General features: G+C 69.2%; 15 protein-coding genes. 9 read left to right on the forward strand and 6 right to left on the reverse strand.

Going from position 1 to position 13,618, the window contains the following annotated elements; genetic code table 11:
• Positions 1 to 18: 18 nt before the first annotated feature.
• The 4 genes from A176_RS04615 to A176_RS04630 all read right to left on the reverse strand — a co-directional run bounded on the left by A176_RS04615 (position 19) and on the right by A176_RS04630 (position 3,638).
• Complete coding sequence (locus A176_RS04615) at positions 19 to 1,878, reverse strand: cytochrome c/FTR1 family iron permease (RefSeq protein WP_002635777.1); 1,860 nt, start codon at positions 1,876 to 1,878, stop codon at positions 19 to 21.
• Between the two features lie 66 nt (positions 1,879 to 1,944).
• Positions 1,945 to 2,289: a hypothetical protein gene (locus A176_RS04620; protein WP_002635776.1), complete on the reverse strand. Its 345-nt coding sequence runs from the start codon at positions 2,287 to 2,289 to the stop codon at positions 1,945 to 1,947.
• Between the two features lie 78 nt (positions 2,290 to 2,367).
• Positions 2,368 to 2,847 (reverse strand): dihydrofolate reductase, encoded by a 480-nt coding sequence (locus tag A176_RS04625; protein WP_002635775.1) that lies wholly within the window; start codon positions 2,845 to 2,847, stop codon positions 2,368 to 2,370.
• Complete coding sequence (locus A176_RS04630; RefSeq protein WP_002635774.1) at positions 2,844 to 3,638, reverse strand: thymidylate synthase; 795 nt, start codon at positions 3,636 to 3,638, stop codon at positions 2,844 to 2,846. The genes A176_RS04625 and A176_RS04630 overlap by 4 nt, the downstream gene beginning before the upstream one ends.
• Positions 3,639 to 3,786: 148 nt before the next feature.
• Here A176_RS04630 and A176_RS04635 point away from each other — a divergent pair, with 148 nt between their 5' ends.
• The 6 genes from A176_RS04635 (at position 3,787) to A176_RS04660 (ending at position 8,737) form a co-directional block, all read left to right on the forward strand.
• Positions 3,787 to 4,347, forward strand: a complete 561-nt coding sequence (locus A176_RS04635) for a cob(I)yrinic acid a,c-diamide adenosyltransferase (RefSeq protein ID WP_002635773.1) — start codon at positions 3,787 to 3,789, stop codon at positions 4,345 to 4,347.
• A gap of 13 nt (positions 4,348 to 4,360) precedes the next feature.
• Entirely contained in the window at positions 4,361 to 5,380 is a 1,020-nt protein-coding gene (gene queG, locus A176_RS04640) for a tRNA epoxyqueuosine(34) reductase QueG (protein WP_002635772.1), read from the forward strand.
• Positions 5,353 to 6,312: an EamA family transporter gene (locus A176_RS04645; protein ID WP_002635771.1), complete on the forward strand. Its 960-nt coding sequence runs from the start codon at positions 5,353 to 5,355 to the stop codon at positions 6,310 to 6,312. Before queG ends, A176_RS04645 begins: the two co-directional genes overlap by 28 nt.
• A 90-nt stretch (positions 6,313 to 6,402) precedes the next feature.
• A complete protein-coding gene (locus tag A176_RS04650; RefSeq protein ID WP_044889690.1) occupies positions 6,403 to 7,149 on the forward strand; it encodes a 2OG-Fe(II) oxygenase in 747 nt (248 codons plus the stop codon).
• 9 nt (positions 7,150 to 7,158) lie between these two features.
• On the forward strand, positions 7,159 to 7,812 hold the full coding sequence (gene alkB, locus A176_RS04655) for a DNA oxidative demethylase AlkB (protein WP_002635769.1): 654 nt from the start codon (positions 7,159 to 7,161) through the stop codon (positions 7,810 to 7,812).
• A 103-nt stretch (positions 7,813 to 7,915) separates the two neighbouring features.
• Entirely contained in the window at positions 7,916 to 8,737 is an 822-nt protein-coding gene (locus A176_RS04660) for an ATP-grasp domain-containing protein (RefSeq protein WP_002635768.1), read from the forward strand.
• Between the two features lie 4 nt (positions 8,738 to 8,741).
• On the opposite strand, the gene A176_RS04665 is transcribed toward A176_RS04660, so the two are convergent.
• On the reverse strand, positions 8,742 to 9,569 hold the full coding sequence (locus A176_RS04665; RefSeq protein ID WP_021781113.1) for a hypothetical protein: 828 nt from the start codon (positions 9,567 to 9,569) through the stop codon (positions 8,742 to 8,744).
• 93 nt (positions 9,570 to 9,662) lie between these two features.
• On the opposite strand from A176_RS04665, the gene A176_RS04670 reads away from it, so the two are divergent.
• Complete coding sequence (locus A176_RS04670) at positions 9,663 to 10,550, forward strand: MTAP family purine nucleoside phosphorylase (protein ID WP_002635766.1); 888 nt, start codon at positions 9,663 to 9,665, stop codon at positions 10,548 to 10,550.
• Positions 10,551 to 10,672: 122 nt separating this feature from the next.
• Positions 10,673 to 11,719 carry a YihY/virulence factor BrkB family protein gene (locus A176_RS04675; protein ID WP_002635765.1) on the forward strand — a complete coding sequence of 349 codons (1,047 nt, stop codon included), beginning with the start codon at positions 10,673 to 10,675 and terminating at the stop codon, positions 11,717 to 11,719.
• Between the two features lie 9 nt (positions 11,720 to 11,728).
• Here A176_RS04675 and A176_RS04680 read toward each other — a convergent pair whose 3' ends face one another.
• Positions 11,729 to 12,553 carry a M48 family metallopeptidase gene (locus A176_RS04680; RefSeq protein WP_002635764.1) on the reverse strand — a complete coding sequence of 275 codons (825 nt, stop codon included), beginning with the start codon at positions 12,551 to 12,553 and terminating at the stop codon, positions 11,729 to 11,731.
• Between the two features lie 166 nt (positions 12,554 to 12,719).
• On the opposite strand from A176_RS04680, the gene mutM reads away from it, so the two are divergent.
• Positions 12,720 to 13,541, forward strand: coding sequence for a bifunctional DNA-formamidopyrimidine glycosylase/DNA-(apurinic or apyrimidinic site) lyase (mutM, locus tag A176_RS04685; RefSeq protein ID WP_044889689.1), 822 nt, complete (start codon positions 12,720 to 12,722; stop codon positions 13,539 to 13,541).
• Positions 13,542 to 13,618 lie beyond the last annotated feature (77 nt).

A 13,618-nucleotide genomic window follows, 5' to 3' on the forward strand; every position in this document is an offset into this window, starting at 1 on the left:
CGCACGTCGCTCAAACCCTCAACCGGCGGAGGCTTCGGACACCGGCTGGGCACGGCCCTTGCGGCGCAGCAGGACCCAGGCCAGCGGAATGCCACCCAGCAGGAGCTGGGGAACGAGCGAGAGGGCGTCCGGATAGATGCCCAGCATGTCCACCAGGATGAAGGGGAAGGGCAGCGGGGCCAGCGGGAGGGCGCCGACCTCCTGCAACGAGTGGAGCCCCTTGCCCAGCACCATCACCGCGGTGGCGACGAGGATGACGGTGGACGCGTTGAAGAGCGTCTTCATGGGCAGCCGGTAACCCAGCCGGTTGACGAAGAGGACCATGGCCGTGAGGGCCAGGGCGCCCGCCAGGCAGCCCCAGGCCACGCCCTCGGGCGAGTCCAGCGCGAGGCCCTGGAGGAAGATGGCCGTCTCGAAGCTCTCGCGCAGCACCGCGGTGAAGGCGATGAGGAAGAGGCCCGCCATGCTGCCGCGGCCCAGGGCGCCCTGCATCTTCTCGCGCAGCTCACCCATGAACTGGCTGATGTTGGAGCGCGCGTTGAGCCACAGCGCCGCGTAGATGAGCATGGCCACCGCCACGAGCGCGGCGATGCCCTCCAGCCACTCCCGCTCGGCGCCGGCCAGCAGGTGCCGGCCCAGGAGGTAGGCCAGCGCGCCCACCACCAGCGCGGACATCCATCCGATGTGCACCACCCGCGCGTGCTCGGTGGCCTTCATCTTCCGCAGCGCGGCCAGCAGCGCGGCGACGATGATGGTGGCCTCGAAGCCCTCGCGCAGCAGGATGAGCAGCGTCAGCCATGCCGTGGCCAGCAGGCTCGAGGTGTTGCCGGAGTCGCGCCGAGCCTGGTCCAGCATGGCCAGCAGCTCGCGGCCTTCGTCCTGGAGGTGCGGGCTGCCGCGCTCGGCGGCCATGCGGGCCTTGAGGAAGCCCTGCTCGATGCGCAGCGTCAGCGAGGCGTCGCGCGCGCTGAGCTTGGGCTCCACGGGCTCCACGCCGTTGAGGTAGCCGTCCAGCAGGGCCGCCTTCGCGCCCGCGATGTCACCGGCGGCGCCCAGCTTCATGGCCTGCTGCACGTTCTCCCGGGCGGCGAGCAGCGAGCGCTCCTCATCGGCTTCCAGCATCTTCCGGCGCAGGCAGGCGAGGTTCTGCTCCCCGAACTCCTTCACGAGGTCCGCGTCGGTGGCGTTGGCCAGCCGCTCCAGCGACACGCGCGGCGGGGTGCCTTCGCACTCGGGCAGGCGCATCGTGAAGGCGTAGAAGGCCAGCGCCCAGCGCTCGTCCTCGGACAGGGTGGGGTAGGCGGGCATCGCGGTGCCCGGCACGCCGAAGCTGGTGGTGTTGAAGGCCTTGTACGGCGTGAGGCCGTTCATCAGCTCCGCGTCCTGGAAGTTCGCCGGGGCCGGCTCCATGGTGGCGGCGATGGCCACGTTCGCGCTGCCGTCGGCGCCATGGCACGCGGCGCAGTTGGTGGCGAAGAGCGTCTTGCCCAGCTCCAGGTCCGGCGGGCGGCGGGGGCTGCGGGCCAGTCCACCGGCCACCACCAGGTTCTCCACCAGCTCGCCGCAGTCGCGGCTGACGCCCTCGGCGTCCTCGCTCTTGTCCACGCGGGCCTGGATGTCCTGCACGCGTGGCAGGAAGGCCGCCGCCGCGGGCCCCAGTCCTCGCGCCGCGTCCACCGCCTCCGCGGCGAAGCTCTTCTGCTCCTCCAACTCGAACTCGGACTGCGACTCGATGGCGAGCGGATAGTCCGCCTCCAGGTACTGGAGGATGCCGATGAGCCGGTGCCACGTGCGCTCGTCCGATGCACCGTCGTCCGCCCGGGACGAGAAAGGCAGGGCGAGCAGCAGGCACATGAGGAAGGAGGCAGCGCGGTTCATGCCCCCCCTCTACCAGCGGGGGGAGGTCCTTTCAATCTTGAGAGTCAATATCAAAATCGGGTGCTTTCATGCCCCGGCGGGCAGGGCGGACTCGGGGCCAATCGTCTCCACGACCTGGAATGTGCCCACGCGCAGGGAGTCCACCTGCCAGTCCTCGCCCCGGAGCTTGCCGATGGTCATCGCCCGGATGGCGAGCGTGCCGATGCTGAGCGCGCCGATGGCCAGGGCGCCCAGGGCGGTGGCGCCCATGGCCAGCGCGGGCAGGGCGCGAGGACGGGGCCTCAGCCGGTGTCGCAGCAGGGGAGCGAGCCGCAGGCTGGCGACGAGCGCGGCCACGTTCGAGGCGGTGAGGACGGCGGCGCTGGAGAGAGCGGCCGTCCGCCAGGGAAGGTCCACGGAACGGGAGAGCATGGAGGTCTGCATCCCGTGGAGGTGTGCATGGCGCCAGCGCGTGCCACGCGTCAGGACGGGAGGCCCCCGGCCGGATGGTCAGCGCTCGTAGGTGAGGAACGCGAAGGGGAGCTCGGCGTCGAGGTGCTGTTCCTCTTCGACACACGTCCAGCCCGACAGGTCGACCTCGGGAAAGCATGTGTCGCCGGGGAAGTCCCGGTCGATGCGGGTGAGGTAGAGGCGCTGCACTCGGTCCATCGTCTGGGCGTAGAGGTCCGCGCCGCCGGCGATGAAGACCTCGGTGTCGCCGCTGGCTTGCGCCTTCGCGAGCGCGTCGTCCACGGAGTGAGCGACCTGGACGCCCGCGGGCGCGAAGTCACGTTGACGGGTGACGACGATGAAGGTGCGTCCCGGCAGCGGACGGCCAATGGACTCGTACGTCTTGCGACCCATCACCAGGGTGTGGCCCATGGTGATGCGCTTGAAGCGCGCGAGGTCCGCGGACAGGCGCCATGGGAGCTGATTGCCCGCGCCGATGACGCGGTTGGCGGCCATGGCGACGATGGCGGAGAGCTTCATACGGCCACGGGCGCCTTGATGGCGGGGTGCGGGTCGTAGCCTTCGAGCGTGAAGTCTGCGTACTTGAACGCGAAGAGGTCCTTCACCTCGGGGTTGAGGCGCATGCGAGGCAGCGGGCGCGGCTCGCGCGCGAGCTGCGTCTTCGCCTGCTCGACGTGGTTGAGGTACAGGTGCGCGTCGCCCACGGTGTGGATGAACTCGTGCGCCTCCAGGCCCGTCACCTGCGCCACCATCATCGTCAGCAGCGCGTACGACGCGATGTTGAACGGCAGCCCGAGGAACAGGTCCGCGCTGCGCTGATAGAGCTGGCAGGACAGGCGGCCGTTGGCCACGTAGAACTGGAAGAGCACGTGGCAGGGCGGCAGGTTCATGGAGGGCAGGTCCGCCACGTTCCACGCGCTGATGAGGTGCCGCCGCGAATCGGGGTTCTTCTTCAACCCTTCCACCAGCGCCTTCATCTGGTCGATGTGCTCGCCGTTGGGCGCGGTCCACGAGCGCCACTGGTGGCCGTACACGGGGCCCAGGCTGCCGTCGGCGTTGGCCCACTCGTCCCAGATGGTGACGCCCTGGGCCTGGAGCGTGTGCACGTTGGTGTCCCCCGCGAGCATCCACAGCAGCTCATGCAGGATGGACTTCGTGTGCAGCTTCTTCGTGGTGAGGAGCGGGAAGCCCTGCGTGAGGTCGAACCGGAGCTGGGGGCCGAAGACGCTGAGCGTCCCCGTGCCGGTACGGTCGCCCTTCTTCACTCCGTGGCGCAGGACGTGGTCGAGCAGGGACAGATAGGACTGCATGGGGCTCATGTAACCGAGTCGGTGCTCGTCACAAGTAAACGTACACAGCCTGTCCCGGAGTGAAATGAGTACAGCTACGCACAGGCCTGTTGCGCGGCGTGCGGCTTCTCATGGACGCCAGTCGTCACGCACCATTAGAAGCCGGGACATGAAAATCTACACGAAGAGCGGGGACGCGGGAGAGACCGGACTGTTCGGTGGCGGCCGCGTCGCGAAGGACGACGTGCGTGTGGACGCCTACGGGGACGTCGACGAGCTGAACTCGACCCTCGGCCTGGTGCGGAGCTTCGATGGCCCCACGGACGTGGACGCGCTGCTGCACCGGTTGCAGGACCAGCTCTTCACGGTGGGCGCGGCGATCTCGACGCCCGAGGGCACCAAGGCCTCGGCGCACATCCCCGAATTGAAGGCCGAGTGGGCGGAGGACATGGAGCGCGCCATCGACGGGTTCGAGGCGGAGCTCGCGCCGATGACGCACTTCATCCTGCCCGGTGGCACGCGGGCCGCGAGCGCGCTGCACCTGGCGCGCACCGTCTGCCGCCGCGCGGAGCGCCGCGCGGTGACGCTGCTTCGCGAGGGGAAGATTCCGAAGGCGGTGGTCGTCTACCTCAACCGGCTCTCGGATCTGCTCTTCGTCCTCGCTCGCGTGGTCAACCACCGTGCGGGCGTGGAGGATGTGAAGTGGATTCCCGAGAAGCCTTCGAAGTAGACGGACGCGACTCGTGAACGTGTTGCCCACCGCCCATCTGCGTGACCTCGCCCGCTCGGTGGGCTTCGACCTGGTGGGCTTCGCGCGCGCGGAGCCCATTCCTCCGGACTTCCTGATGTCATGGGTGGCCGCCGGGTACGCGGCCGACATGGACTGGATGGGCGAGCGTGCCGCCGAGCGGCTCGACGTCTCGCTTCTGCTCCCGGGCGCGAAGACGGTCATCTCGTTCGTGAACAACTACTGGCGGGACGACGCGGAGTCGGTGGACTCGCCCATCGCCCGCTACGCCCGTGGCCGGGACTATCACTCCACGCTGCGCGACCGGATGAAGGCCTTCCGCAAGGCCCTCAACGTGATGTTCCCCGGGCTGGGGACCTACGGCAGCGTGGACAGCGGCCCGCTGATGGAGAAGGTCTGGGCGGCTCGCGCGGGGCTGGGCTACGTGGGGAAGAATGGCTGCTTCATCACCGAGCCCTATGGCTCGTGGGTGTTGCTGGCCACGCTCATCGTGGACGCGGAGGTGGATGACTACGGCAACGGGCCCGCGGCGGACCGGTGTGGCGCATGTCGCCGCTGCCTCATGTCCTGTCCCACGGGTGCGTTGGTGGGCAATGGCCGCGTGGATGCGCGCGCGTGTCTGTCCTATCAGACCATCGAGAACCGCGAGCAGCAGGTGCCGGAGGCGTTCCGGCTCAAGTTCGACAACCTGATTTTCGGCTGCGACATCTGCCAGCAGGTGTGCCCGTTGAACCGCCGGCCCGTGTTCGCGGAGAACCCACGCTTCGCGCCGCGCGCGGTGGCTGCGTTGGGCGTGCGTGAACTCGCGGGACTCACACTGGAACAGTATGAGCACCTAATACCTGGCACGGCGCTGGCGCGCGCACGCTACGACGGACTGCGCCGCAACGCCGTGTATGCGTTGGGCGTGGCAAAGCAGGCGGACGCGAAAGTGTTGCTGGAAAAGCTCAGCGGCGATTCGAGCGAATTGGTACGTACCGCCGCGCAATGGGCGCTTCTTCAGCTCGACCCCTGACGTCCACTCCCACGCAGTCCTTGGGCCCGGTCTACGCCGCGCTCATCCTCCAGGTTCTCATCAGCGCGGGAACCTATCTGGCCGGCAAGCGGGCGATGTCGGAGCTGCCACCGCTCACCGTGGTGTTGTGGCGCTTCGTGCTGAGCGGCTCGGTGTTCATGCTGCTCCTGTGCTTCCTGCCAGGGCCGAAGCTCCCACCGCGCAACGAGTGGGGACGGGTCCTGCTGCTGGGCCTGCTCGCGGGGCCGGTGAACCAGGTGTTCTTCTTCTACGGCCTGTCGCAGTCCACGGCGGCGCACGCGGCGCTGCTCTACGCGCTGACGCCGCTGGGCGTGTATTTGCTGAGTCTGGCGCGCGGCCACGAGCGCGCTTCGCTGCGCGCCATGGGCGGCATCGTCACGGCGTTCTCGGGCGTGGTGGTGCTGCTGCTGGGGCGGGGCCTGGCGGACGCGAGCGGCTCGCTGCTGGGTGACCTGCTCATCCTGGGCGCGGTGATGTCGTGGGTGGTGTACACGACAGAGGGCAAGCCGTTCGTCGCCATCCACGGGCCGTTTCGGGCCACGGCGTGGAGCATGAGCGCTTCCACGTTCATGATGCTGATGATGGCGCCGTTCTTCGCGAAGCCCCAGGCGGTGCTCGCGGCGAGCTCCATGGCCCGGTACTCCATCGTCTACCTGGGCCTGCTGACCTCGGTGGTGGCGTACCTGCTCTGGTACTACGCGCTGTCGAAGGTGCCCGCGTCGAAGGTGGCGGTGTTCTCCAACCTCCAACCCGCGGCGACCGCGCTGGCCGCGTGGGCCATCCTGGATGAGGCGCTGCATTGGGAGATTGCGGTGGGCGGTGCGCTCGTGCTCCTGGGCGTGCGGTTGACGCAGGCCGCGCACGTCCGGCCGCCTCCCGTGGCGCCCGTGCCCGCGGCGCGCATCGGGTAGCAAGACTCGGAGTGCCGTGCGGGGTTGCCCCCATTAGCTTCCTTCCGTGGCAGCAAGATTCCCTGGAAGGAGGCAGATGCCGTGCCCACGATGAGGGTGACCGCGCGCGCGTCGAGCGCGAGGTCCGTGAAGGGTGTCGCGGAGCGGGTGGCGGGCGTCGATTGGACGCGTGTCACGACGGAGCTCGATGCACGGGGCTGCGCGACGGTGGAGGGGCTGGTCACCTCCGAGGAGTGCGAGGCCCTGGCCGCGCTGTACGCGGAGGACGCGGTGTTCCGCAGCCGGGTGGTGATGGCGCGTCACGGCTTCGGAAAGGGCGAGTACAAGTACTTCGAATACCCGTTGCCGGGCGTGGTCGCCGCGCTGCGCGAGGCGCTGTATCCCCAGCTCGCGCCCATCGCGAACCGGTGGAACACGGCGATGGGCATCGACGTGCGGTATCCGGTGGAGCACGCGGCGTATCTCGAACGCTGTCACGCGGCGGGGCAGGTGAGGCCCACGCCGCTGCTGCTTCGGTACGGCGCGGACGATTACAACTGCCTGCACCAGGACCTCTACGGCGAGCACGTCTTCCCGCTCCAGGTGGCGGTGTTGTTGTCGGAGCCGGGCAGGGACTTCACGGGCGGCGAGTTCGTGCTCACCGAGCAGCGGCCCCGCATGCAGTCGCGCGCGGAGGTGGTTCCGCTGCGCCAGGGGGACGCGGTGGTGTTCGCGGTCCACCACCGTCCCGTTCAGGGGCCGCGGGGCGTGTACCGGGTGAACCTGCGTCACGGTGTCAGCCGGATTCGTTCAGGGCACCGTCACACGGTGGGCGTCATCTTCCATGATGCGGCGTGAGGAACGCGGATGACGCTGGACCTGTTCGACAGCGTGGGTGGCACCGAGCCCCGTGAAGAGGACCTGGGGCCTGGAGCCCGGGTGCTGCGAGGCTTCGCGCTGCCGCACGACGCGGCGTTGCTGAGCGCGCTTCAGGGCATCACGGACGCGTCGCCCTTTCGCCACATGGAGACGCCGGGTGGCTTCCGCATGTCCGTCGCGATGACGAGCTGTGGGGCGTGGGGCTGGGTGACGGACCGCACGGGCTACCGCTATGCAGAGGTGGACCCGGTGCCGGAGCGGCCTTGGCCCACGATGCCCATGGCGTTCCTTCAGCTCGCGCAGTCCGCCGCCGCACGGGCTGGCTTCGCCGACTTCGTTCCCGATAGCTGTCTGGTCAATCGCTATGACACTGGCGCGAAGATGTCGCTGCACCAGGACAAGGACGAACGTGACTTCTCCGCGCCCATCGTCTCCGTCTCACTGGGACTTCCGGCGGTCTTCCTTTTCGGAGGGGAGGGCAGGGCGGACAAGCCGCTGCGGGTCCGCTTGATTCACGGCGACGTGGTCGTGTGGGGCGGCCCCGCGCGGCTTCGGTATCACGGCGTCATGCCGCTCAAGCCCGGTCATCACCCCCAACTCGGAGCGCATCGCATCAACCTGACGTTCCGGAAGGCGCGCTGAAGTACGCCGCCAAGAAGGGCGCTTCACAGGAGCGCATGGTTGCGGCCAGCCTTGGGCGGCATACGCTGGGCCGATGCTTCGTCCAGGTGAGGACTTGCTCCAAGTGGAAGAGCGGCTGTGGCTCCTGACCGCGCCCACGGGCAAGGGCATCTACGACTTCGCCTTCGACCGCTTCTTCGCGTGCCGCCGACCCTACGTGCTGCCCGAGTCATTGGAGGTGGTGGCGCGGGTGGGCGTCTGGACCGACTATGCCGAGCGCTTCAAGGAACTGGCCGAGTCCGGCATCCGCCTGGTCCACACCCCCGAGCAGCACCTGATGGCCACGGAGCTGCCGCACTGGTACCCGAAACTCGAGGACCTGACGCCGCGCAGCTTCTGGTTCGACACGCGGCCGGACGCGGAGACGGTGGCGCGTCTGCTGGGGTGGCCCGTGTTCGTGAAGGGCGAGCGGCAGACGAGCCGGCACCGCAAATCCCTCTCCATCATAGAAGGGCCGGAGCAGTTCCGCCACGCGATGGAGACCTACGCGAAGGACCCCATCCTGCACTGGCAGCGGGTGGTGTGCCGTGAGCTGCGGCCCTTGCGCCGGGTGGAAGAGGGCGCGCCGGACCGCATCCCCAGCTCCTTCGAGTTCCGCACGTTCTGGTGGAAGGGCGCGCTCGTCGGCTGGGGGCCGTACTGGTGGCAAGGCACGCCGTACACGCTCACGCCGGAGGAGCAGCATGCGGCGCTCGGTCTGGGGCGAGAGGTCGCGCGGCGGCTCGACGTGCCCTTCCTGGTGGTGGACGTGGCCCAGGAGGTGTCGGGCCGGTGGATCGTCATCGAGTGCAACGACGGCCAGGAGAGCGGCTACGCGGGCATCTCTCCCTTCGCGCTGTGGCAGGCCATCCTGAACCTCGAGCGCGGCACGGCCGCCGCGCCGTAGGGCCTCAGTCGCCGTTCGGGTCCCACTCCGAGATGTCGTACTTGGGCTCGGCCGGCACCGCCGGCTTGCTGCTCTTGCTGGGCTGGGGCGTCTTCGCCACCGGCGGACCCTCGGGCACGTCATCGTCGAGCAGCGGGTCCTTCTTCGCCGGGCTCGCGATGACCGCCGGCGGCGCGGCCTTCACCGGCGCGGGCGCGGGCGGTGCGGGCTTCGGCTCCGGAGCCGCCACCGTGGTGGGCTCGTCATCCGGGCCATCCAGGTCGCCCAGTGACGTCGGGTCGGCGGGCGTGGGGACCGGGGCCCGAGGCGGCGGGTCCGATTCACTGGCCCGGTAAACCCCAGTCCTCGTGGCTTCCGCGCCAACACTGGAGGACGGCGGCGGCGGAATGGGCTCCGGCGGCGGTGCGCGACGCGTGGGCTCGGCCGCCACCGCGGAATCCGCGGCGCGATACCCCTCCCGGCGTCCCGACGGACGCTCATCCCCGAACGGGTCCTCCTCCCGCGATTTCCGACTGCGCGTCGGCTTCGCATCGCCGTCGCCGAAGGGGTCCTCCTCGCGGGTCAGCTTCTTGCCCCGCCGAGACCTCGGTGGATCCGCCACCACGCCGGCCGGCAGACCTTTGAGCGAGCTGTGCCGGTCCGCACACAATCCCAGGTTCTCCTGACAGTCCGCCAGACAGTTCGTGAGCTGTTTGACGGCGCGTCCGCTGCCGCCGAACTCGATGGAGCAATCCTCCTTGCACGTCGCGTAGTCCTCCTTGCATCCAGAGGGGACTTCCGCAGCGGCGGTGCTGGCGGCGAGGGTCAGGCCGAGAATCAGAAGAGCTCGCATGGCGATTACGAAAACTACCAGTCTTCTGGGGTTCCTGGGCCAGGGGGGCGCGTTATGGTCCCCTGGCGCGGTGGTCGCGCCACGAGGAGGCACATGGCTGTCAGGGTGGGCATCATCGGGAGCCCCGGGTTGGCCCAGGCACTGGGCATCCCCGGCAAGGGCGAATCCCACATCATCGAGACGCCCTTCGGCCCTCATGCGGCGCCCATCGTCACCACCGAACTCGGCGGCATTCCCGTCGCCTTCGTCGCCCGTCATGGCGCGGGCCACGTCTACAACGCCACCCGTGCCCCCTACCGCGCCAACCTGTACGCCCTGAAGGTCCTGGGCATCACCCACGTCCTGGCCACGGGCACCGTGGGGAGCCTGCGCGAGCACATCCAGCCCCTCCAGCTCGTCGTGCCGGATCAGGTCATCGACCGGACCTACCGCCGACCCTGCACCTTCTACGACGACGTCGCCGTCCACGTGGACCTGGGCACCCCCTTCTGTGGCACCCTGCGCGAGGTGCTCGCCCAGGCCAGGGACCCGCTGGGTCCGCCGGTCCACACGGAGTCCACCTACGTCTGCATCGAGGGCCCGTCGCTCAGCACGCGCGCGGAGAGCCTGCTGTACCGCACCTGGGGCGCGGACCTGGTGGGGATGACGGCCATGCCGGAGGCCCGGCTCGCGCGCGAGGCGGAGCTGCACTACGCGATGGTGGCGCTGCCCACGGACTATGACTCGTGGCAGCCCTGCGCGCCGGGTCACGAGCACGATGAGCTGCTGGCCCTGGTGTCCCACAACCGCAAGGCCGTCACCGCCAGCGGCGCTGCGCTCATCCGCCGCGCGTTGCCCCGCATCGCCGAAGCCCACGCCACCTGCCGCTGCGACACCGCGCTGGCCCTGGCCATTGGCACCGAGCGCAGCCGCATCCCCGACGAGGTGCGCGGCCGGCTTCGTCCACTGCTGGGCAGATACCTCCCGCCCAACGTGGCCTGACACGCCGCGCACCGTCCGCTATCCGAAGCGCGCGCCGAGCGCCCGCTCGCCCGCCTGCTGCCAGTCCGTTCCGCCGAGGCCACTTTCCGGTCCCCGGAACGACTTCGAGCGTGGAGGCGAGCATGCGGCGGCCCAGACTCAAGCACCTCACCTGGCGCGAGTTCACCCGGCGCTTCGTGAAGGAGTTCGAGGAGGACAGCGTCACCGACATCGCGGCGCAGCTTTCGTACTACCTCCTGTTCTCGCTGTTCCCGTTCCTCTTCTTCCTCGTCACGCTGGTGGCGTACCTGCCCATCGCCCCCGGGGCGGTGGACGCGATGATGGACCGCATCCGTCCGCTCGTCCCCGGCGACGCGTTGCAGCTCATCACCGGCCACCTGCAGTCCCTGGTGAATCAGCCCCAGCCCCGGCTGCTGACCGTCGGTCTCGTCATCACGCTGTGGTCCGCGTCTCGCGGGGTGAACGCGCTGCGCACCGCGCTCAACCTGGCCTACGACGTCTCCGAATCCCGGCCCCTCTGGAAGACGCAGGGCCTGGCCATGCTGGTGACGTTGATGGGCTCGCTGCTCATCCCGCTGTCCTTCGCCGTGTTCCTGTTGGGCGGGCGGCTGGGGCTGTGGCTCGCGGGGAAGTTGCAGCTCGTGGACGCCTACCACCTGGTGTGGTCCTGGCTGCGCTGGCCCTTCACCGCGGGGCTGGTGATGCTGGTGCTGGCGCTCTGCTACTACCTGCTGCCCGACGTGAAGCAGCGCTTCAAGTACATCACCCCCGGCTCCGTGCTGGGCACGGGCCTGTGGCTGGGGAGTACCTGGGGCTTCACGCAGTACGTGGAGCACTTCGGCAAGTACAACGTCACCTACGGCTCCATTGGTGGCGTGGTGGTGCTGATGCTGTGGCTCTACATCTCCGGGCTCATCTTCATCGTTGGCGGCGAGGTCAACGCCATCCTCGAGCACGCCTCGGTGGAGGGGAAGTCGAAGGGGGCGCGCCGCTTCGACGAGGCCGCTCCGCGCGAGCCGCCGCTGAAGTCCGTGGGCGCGGCCAAGAGCGCGAAGGGCGCTCAGCATTCGAGGCTGGCGCGCTTCCGGTGGCGGCGCCGCGTGGCCCGGGGGTTGGAGCCCGAGCCCACCGTGGAGGAGCAGGACCCCCGCTCCTCCACGCTGCACTGACGCGGAGGGCTACTTGGCGCCCAGCGCCTGCTTGATGGCGGGGAGCCCGCCCGGGCCGTTGTTGCTGCCGCGCAGGTTCTTCTGCGAGATGATCTTCTGGATGTTCGCGATGCGGTCCTTGTTGGTGGGGTGCGTGCTCAGCCACTTCATCAGCGCGGGCGTGTCGCCCTGCGCCTGCTGGAGCTTCTCGAAGAAGGTGACGAGCCCGCGCGGGTCATAGCCAGCGCCAGAGGCGTAGCGCGCGCCGTACTCGTCGGCTTCAATCTCCTCGCTGCGGCCGTGCGCCAGCAGGGTGCCGCCGCTCACGAGCTGCGCGGCGATCTGCGCCACCGTGCCCGGGTTCTGCCCCAGCGCGGCCTGGGTGATGGCCTGCAGGCCCATCTGGTTCACCATGGCGCGGGCGGAGTGACGGCCCACCACGTGGCCCGCCTCGTGCGCCATGACGCCGGCCAGCTCCGCCTCGGTGTCCGCGGCGAGGATGAGGCCGGTGTAGACGTACAGGTAGCCGCCGGGCGTGGCGAACGCGTTGACCATCTTCGGGTCGTCGATGACGTTGATCTTCCACTTCACCCCCGGCCGGTCCTTGGACGCCTGGTTGAGGATGCTGGAAGAGATGCCGCGCACGTAGTCGACGACGGCGGCGTTCTCGACGTACTTGATGTTCTCCTTCGTCTCCAGCTCCTGCTTGACCTGCCGGCCGAGCTGCTCCTCCTGCTCGTCGGAGATGAGGGTGCGGGCCACGGCCTTCTCCGCGGAGATGCGCTGCTTGGAGCAGCCCGTCGACAGGCCCGTTGCCAAGGTGAGTCCCAGTGCTGCCACGAGGATGCGCTGCATGACGAATGGTGCCTTTCTGTGCAGAGGTCTACGCCGCGTCGCTTCCGCGGGGATGCGGGACGCTGGCCCACATCGGCCCCTGCCTTCAAGCGCTGCGTGATGCAAGCGTCCAGACAGTCACGTAAGCGGTGCGTGGGGCCGCTCGCCGGTGTATGTGCCCCGCAGGATGCCTGAGCTACCCGAGGTGGAAATCGCGCGGCGCAACCTGGTGCGCTGGTTCGCCGACAGGCGCCTGGTGCGCGCGGAGTCGGAGGACACCCGCATCTTCCGGGGCGCCGAGCGCCAGCAGTTCGACGCGCTCCGGGGCCGGCTGGAGTCCCTGGTCCGCCGGGGCAAGTACCTGCTCTTCGCCTTCGAGGGCGGCAAGGGGCTGATGGGGCACCTGGGGATGACGGGCAAGTTCGTCCGCCGCACCGAGGGGCGGGTGGAGCCCTACAGCCGCGCCCGTTTCCATCTGGACGATGGTCACGTCATCCACTTTTCAGATCCCCGCATGTTCGGGCGCCTGGAGCCGGCGCCGGCCGCGCGCCTGCGCGAGCTGGACGCGGTGAAGATTCTGGGCCGGGATCCGCTGGCGGACGGCCTCACGGCGGGACAGCTCCAGGCGGCCGTAGGCCCCTCCCGGAAGGACCTGAAGGTGGCCCTGATGGACCAGGAGCGCATCTCCGGCCTGGGCAACATCCACGCCGCCGAGGCCCTCTTCCGGGCCGGACTTCACCCCTCGCGACAGCCCGGCTCCCTGACGCCGGACGAGTGGAAGCGGCTGGTGCAGGCCATCCGCGCCTCCATCGACTTCGGCCTCAAGGAGCAGGAAGGGGAGGAGCCGGTGTACCTGGAGGAAGGGCGCTCGGAGAACCCGTTCCTCATATATGGACGCGCGGGCAGCCCATGCTCCCAGTGTGGTACCCGGGTCGAGTCCTTCACCCAGGGCGGCCGTACCACCCACTTCTGTCCCAAGTGCCAGCCACGGGGGCGGACGACGAAGTGATCCCAGGGCGCCGGCCGTTGACGGCGCGAAGCCGCACCCTGGTAAGCGTTGACACCCCTTGGTCCGGTGGCTTGAAT

The sequence above is a fragment of the Myxococcus hansupus genome (assembly GCF_000280925.3).
GTDB lineage: Bacteria > Myxococcota > Myxococcia > Myxococcales > Myxococcaceae > Myxococcus > Myxococcus hansupus.

Bases quoted from the DNA above. Each gene is read 5' to 3' on its own strand.
- mutM (WP_044889689.1), top strand. From the start codon at position 12,720: ATGCCTGAGCTACCCGAGGTGGAAATCGCGCGGCGCAACCTGGTGCGC.
- A176_RS04615 (WP_002635777.1), bottom strand. From the start codon at position 1,878: ATGAACCGCGCTGCCTCCTTCCTCATGTGCCTGCTGCTCGCCCTGCCT.
- A176_RS04675 (WP_002635765.1), top strand. From the start codon at position 10,673: ATGCGGCGGCCCAGACTCAAGCACCTCACCTGGCGCGAGTTCACCCGG.
- A176_RS04645 (WP_002635771.1), top strand. From the start codon at position 5,353: ATGGGCGCTTCTTCAGCTCGACCCCTGACGTCCACTCCCACGCAGTCC.
- A176_RS04620 (WP_002635776.1), bottom strand. From the start codon at position 2,289: ATGCTCTCCCGTTCCGTGGACCTTCCCTGGCGGACGGCCGCTCTCTCC.
- A176_RS04650 (WP_044889690.1), top strand. From the start codon at position 6,403: ATGAGGGTGACCGCGCGCGCGTCGAGCGCGAGGTCCGTGAAGGGTGTC.
- alkB (WP_002635769.1), top strand. From the start codon at position 7,159: ATGACGCTGGACCTGTTCGACAGCGTGGGTGGCACCGAGCCCCGTGAA.
- A176_RS04680 (WP_002635764.1), bottom strand. From the start codon at position 12,553: ATGCAGCGCATCCTCGTGGCAGCACTGGGACTCACCTTGGCAACGGGC.
- A176_RS04625 (WP_002635775.1), bottom strand. From the start codon at position 2,847: ATGAAGCTCTCCGCCATCGTCGCCATGGCCGCCAACCGCGTCATCGGC.
- A176_RS04635 (WP_002635773.1), top strand. From the start codon at position 3,787: ATGAAAATCTACACGAAGAGCGGGGACGCGGGAGAGACCGGACTGTTC.
- A176_RS04630 (WP_002635774.1), bottom strand. From the start codon at position 3,638: ATGCAGTCCTATCTGTCCCTGCTCGACCACGTCCTGCGCCACGGAGTG.
- A176_RS04670 (WP_002635766.1), top strand. From the start codon at position 9,663: ATGGCTGTCAGGGTGGGCATCATCGGGAGCCCCGGGTTGGCCCAGGCA.
- A176_RS04665 (WP_021781113.1), bottom strand. From the start codon at position 9,569: ATGCGAGCTCTTCTGATTCTCGGCCTGACCCTCGCCGCCAGCACCGCC.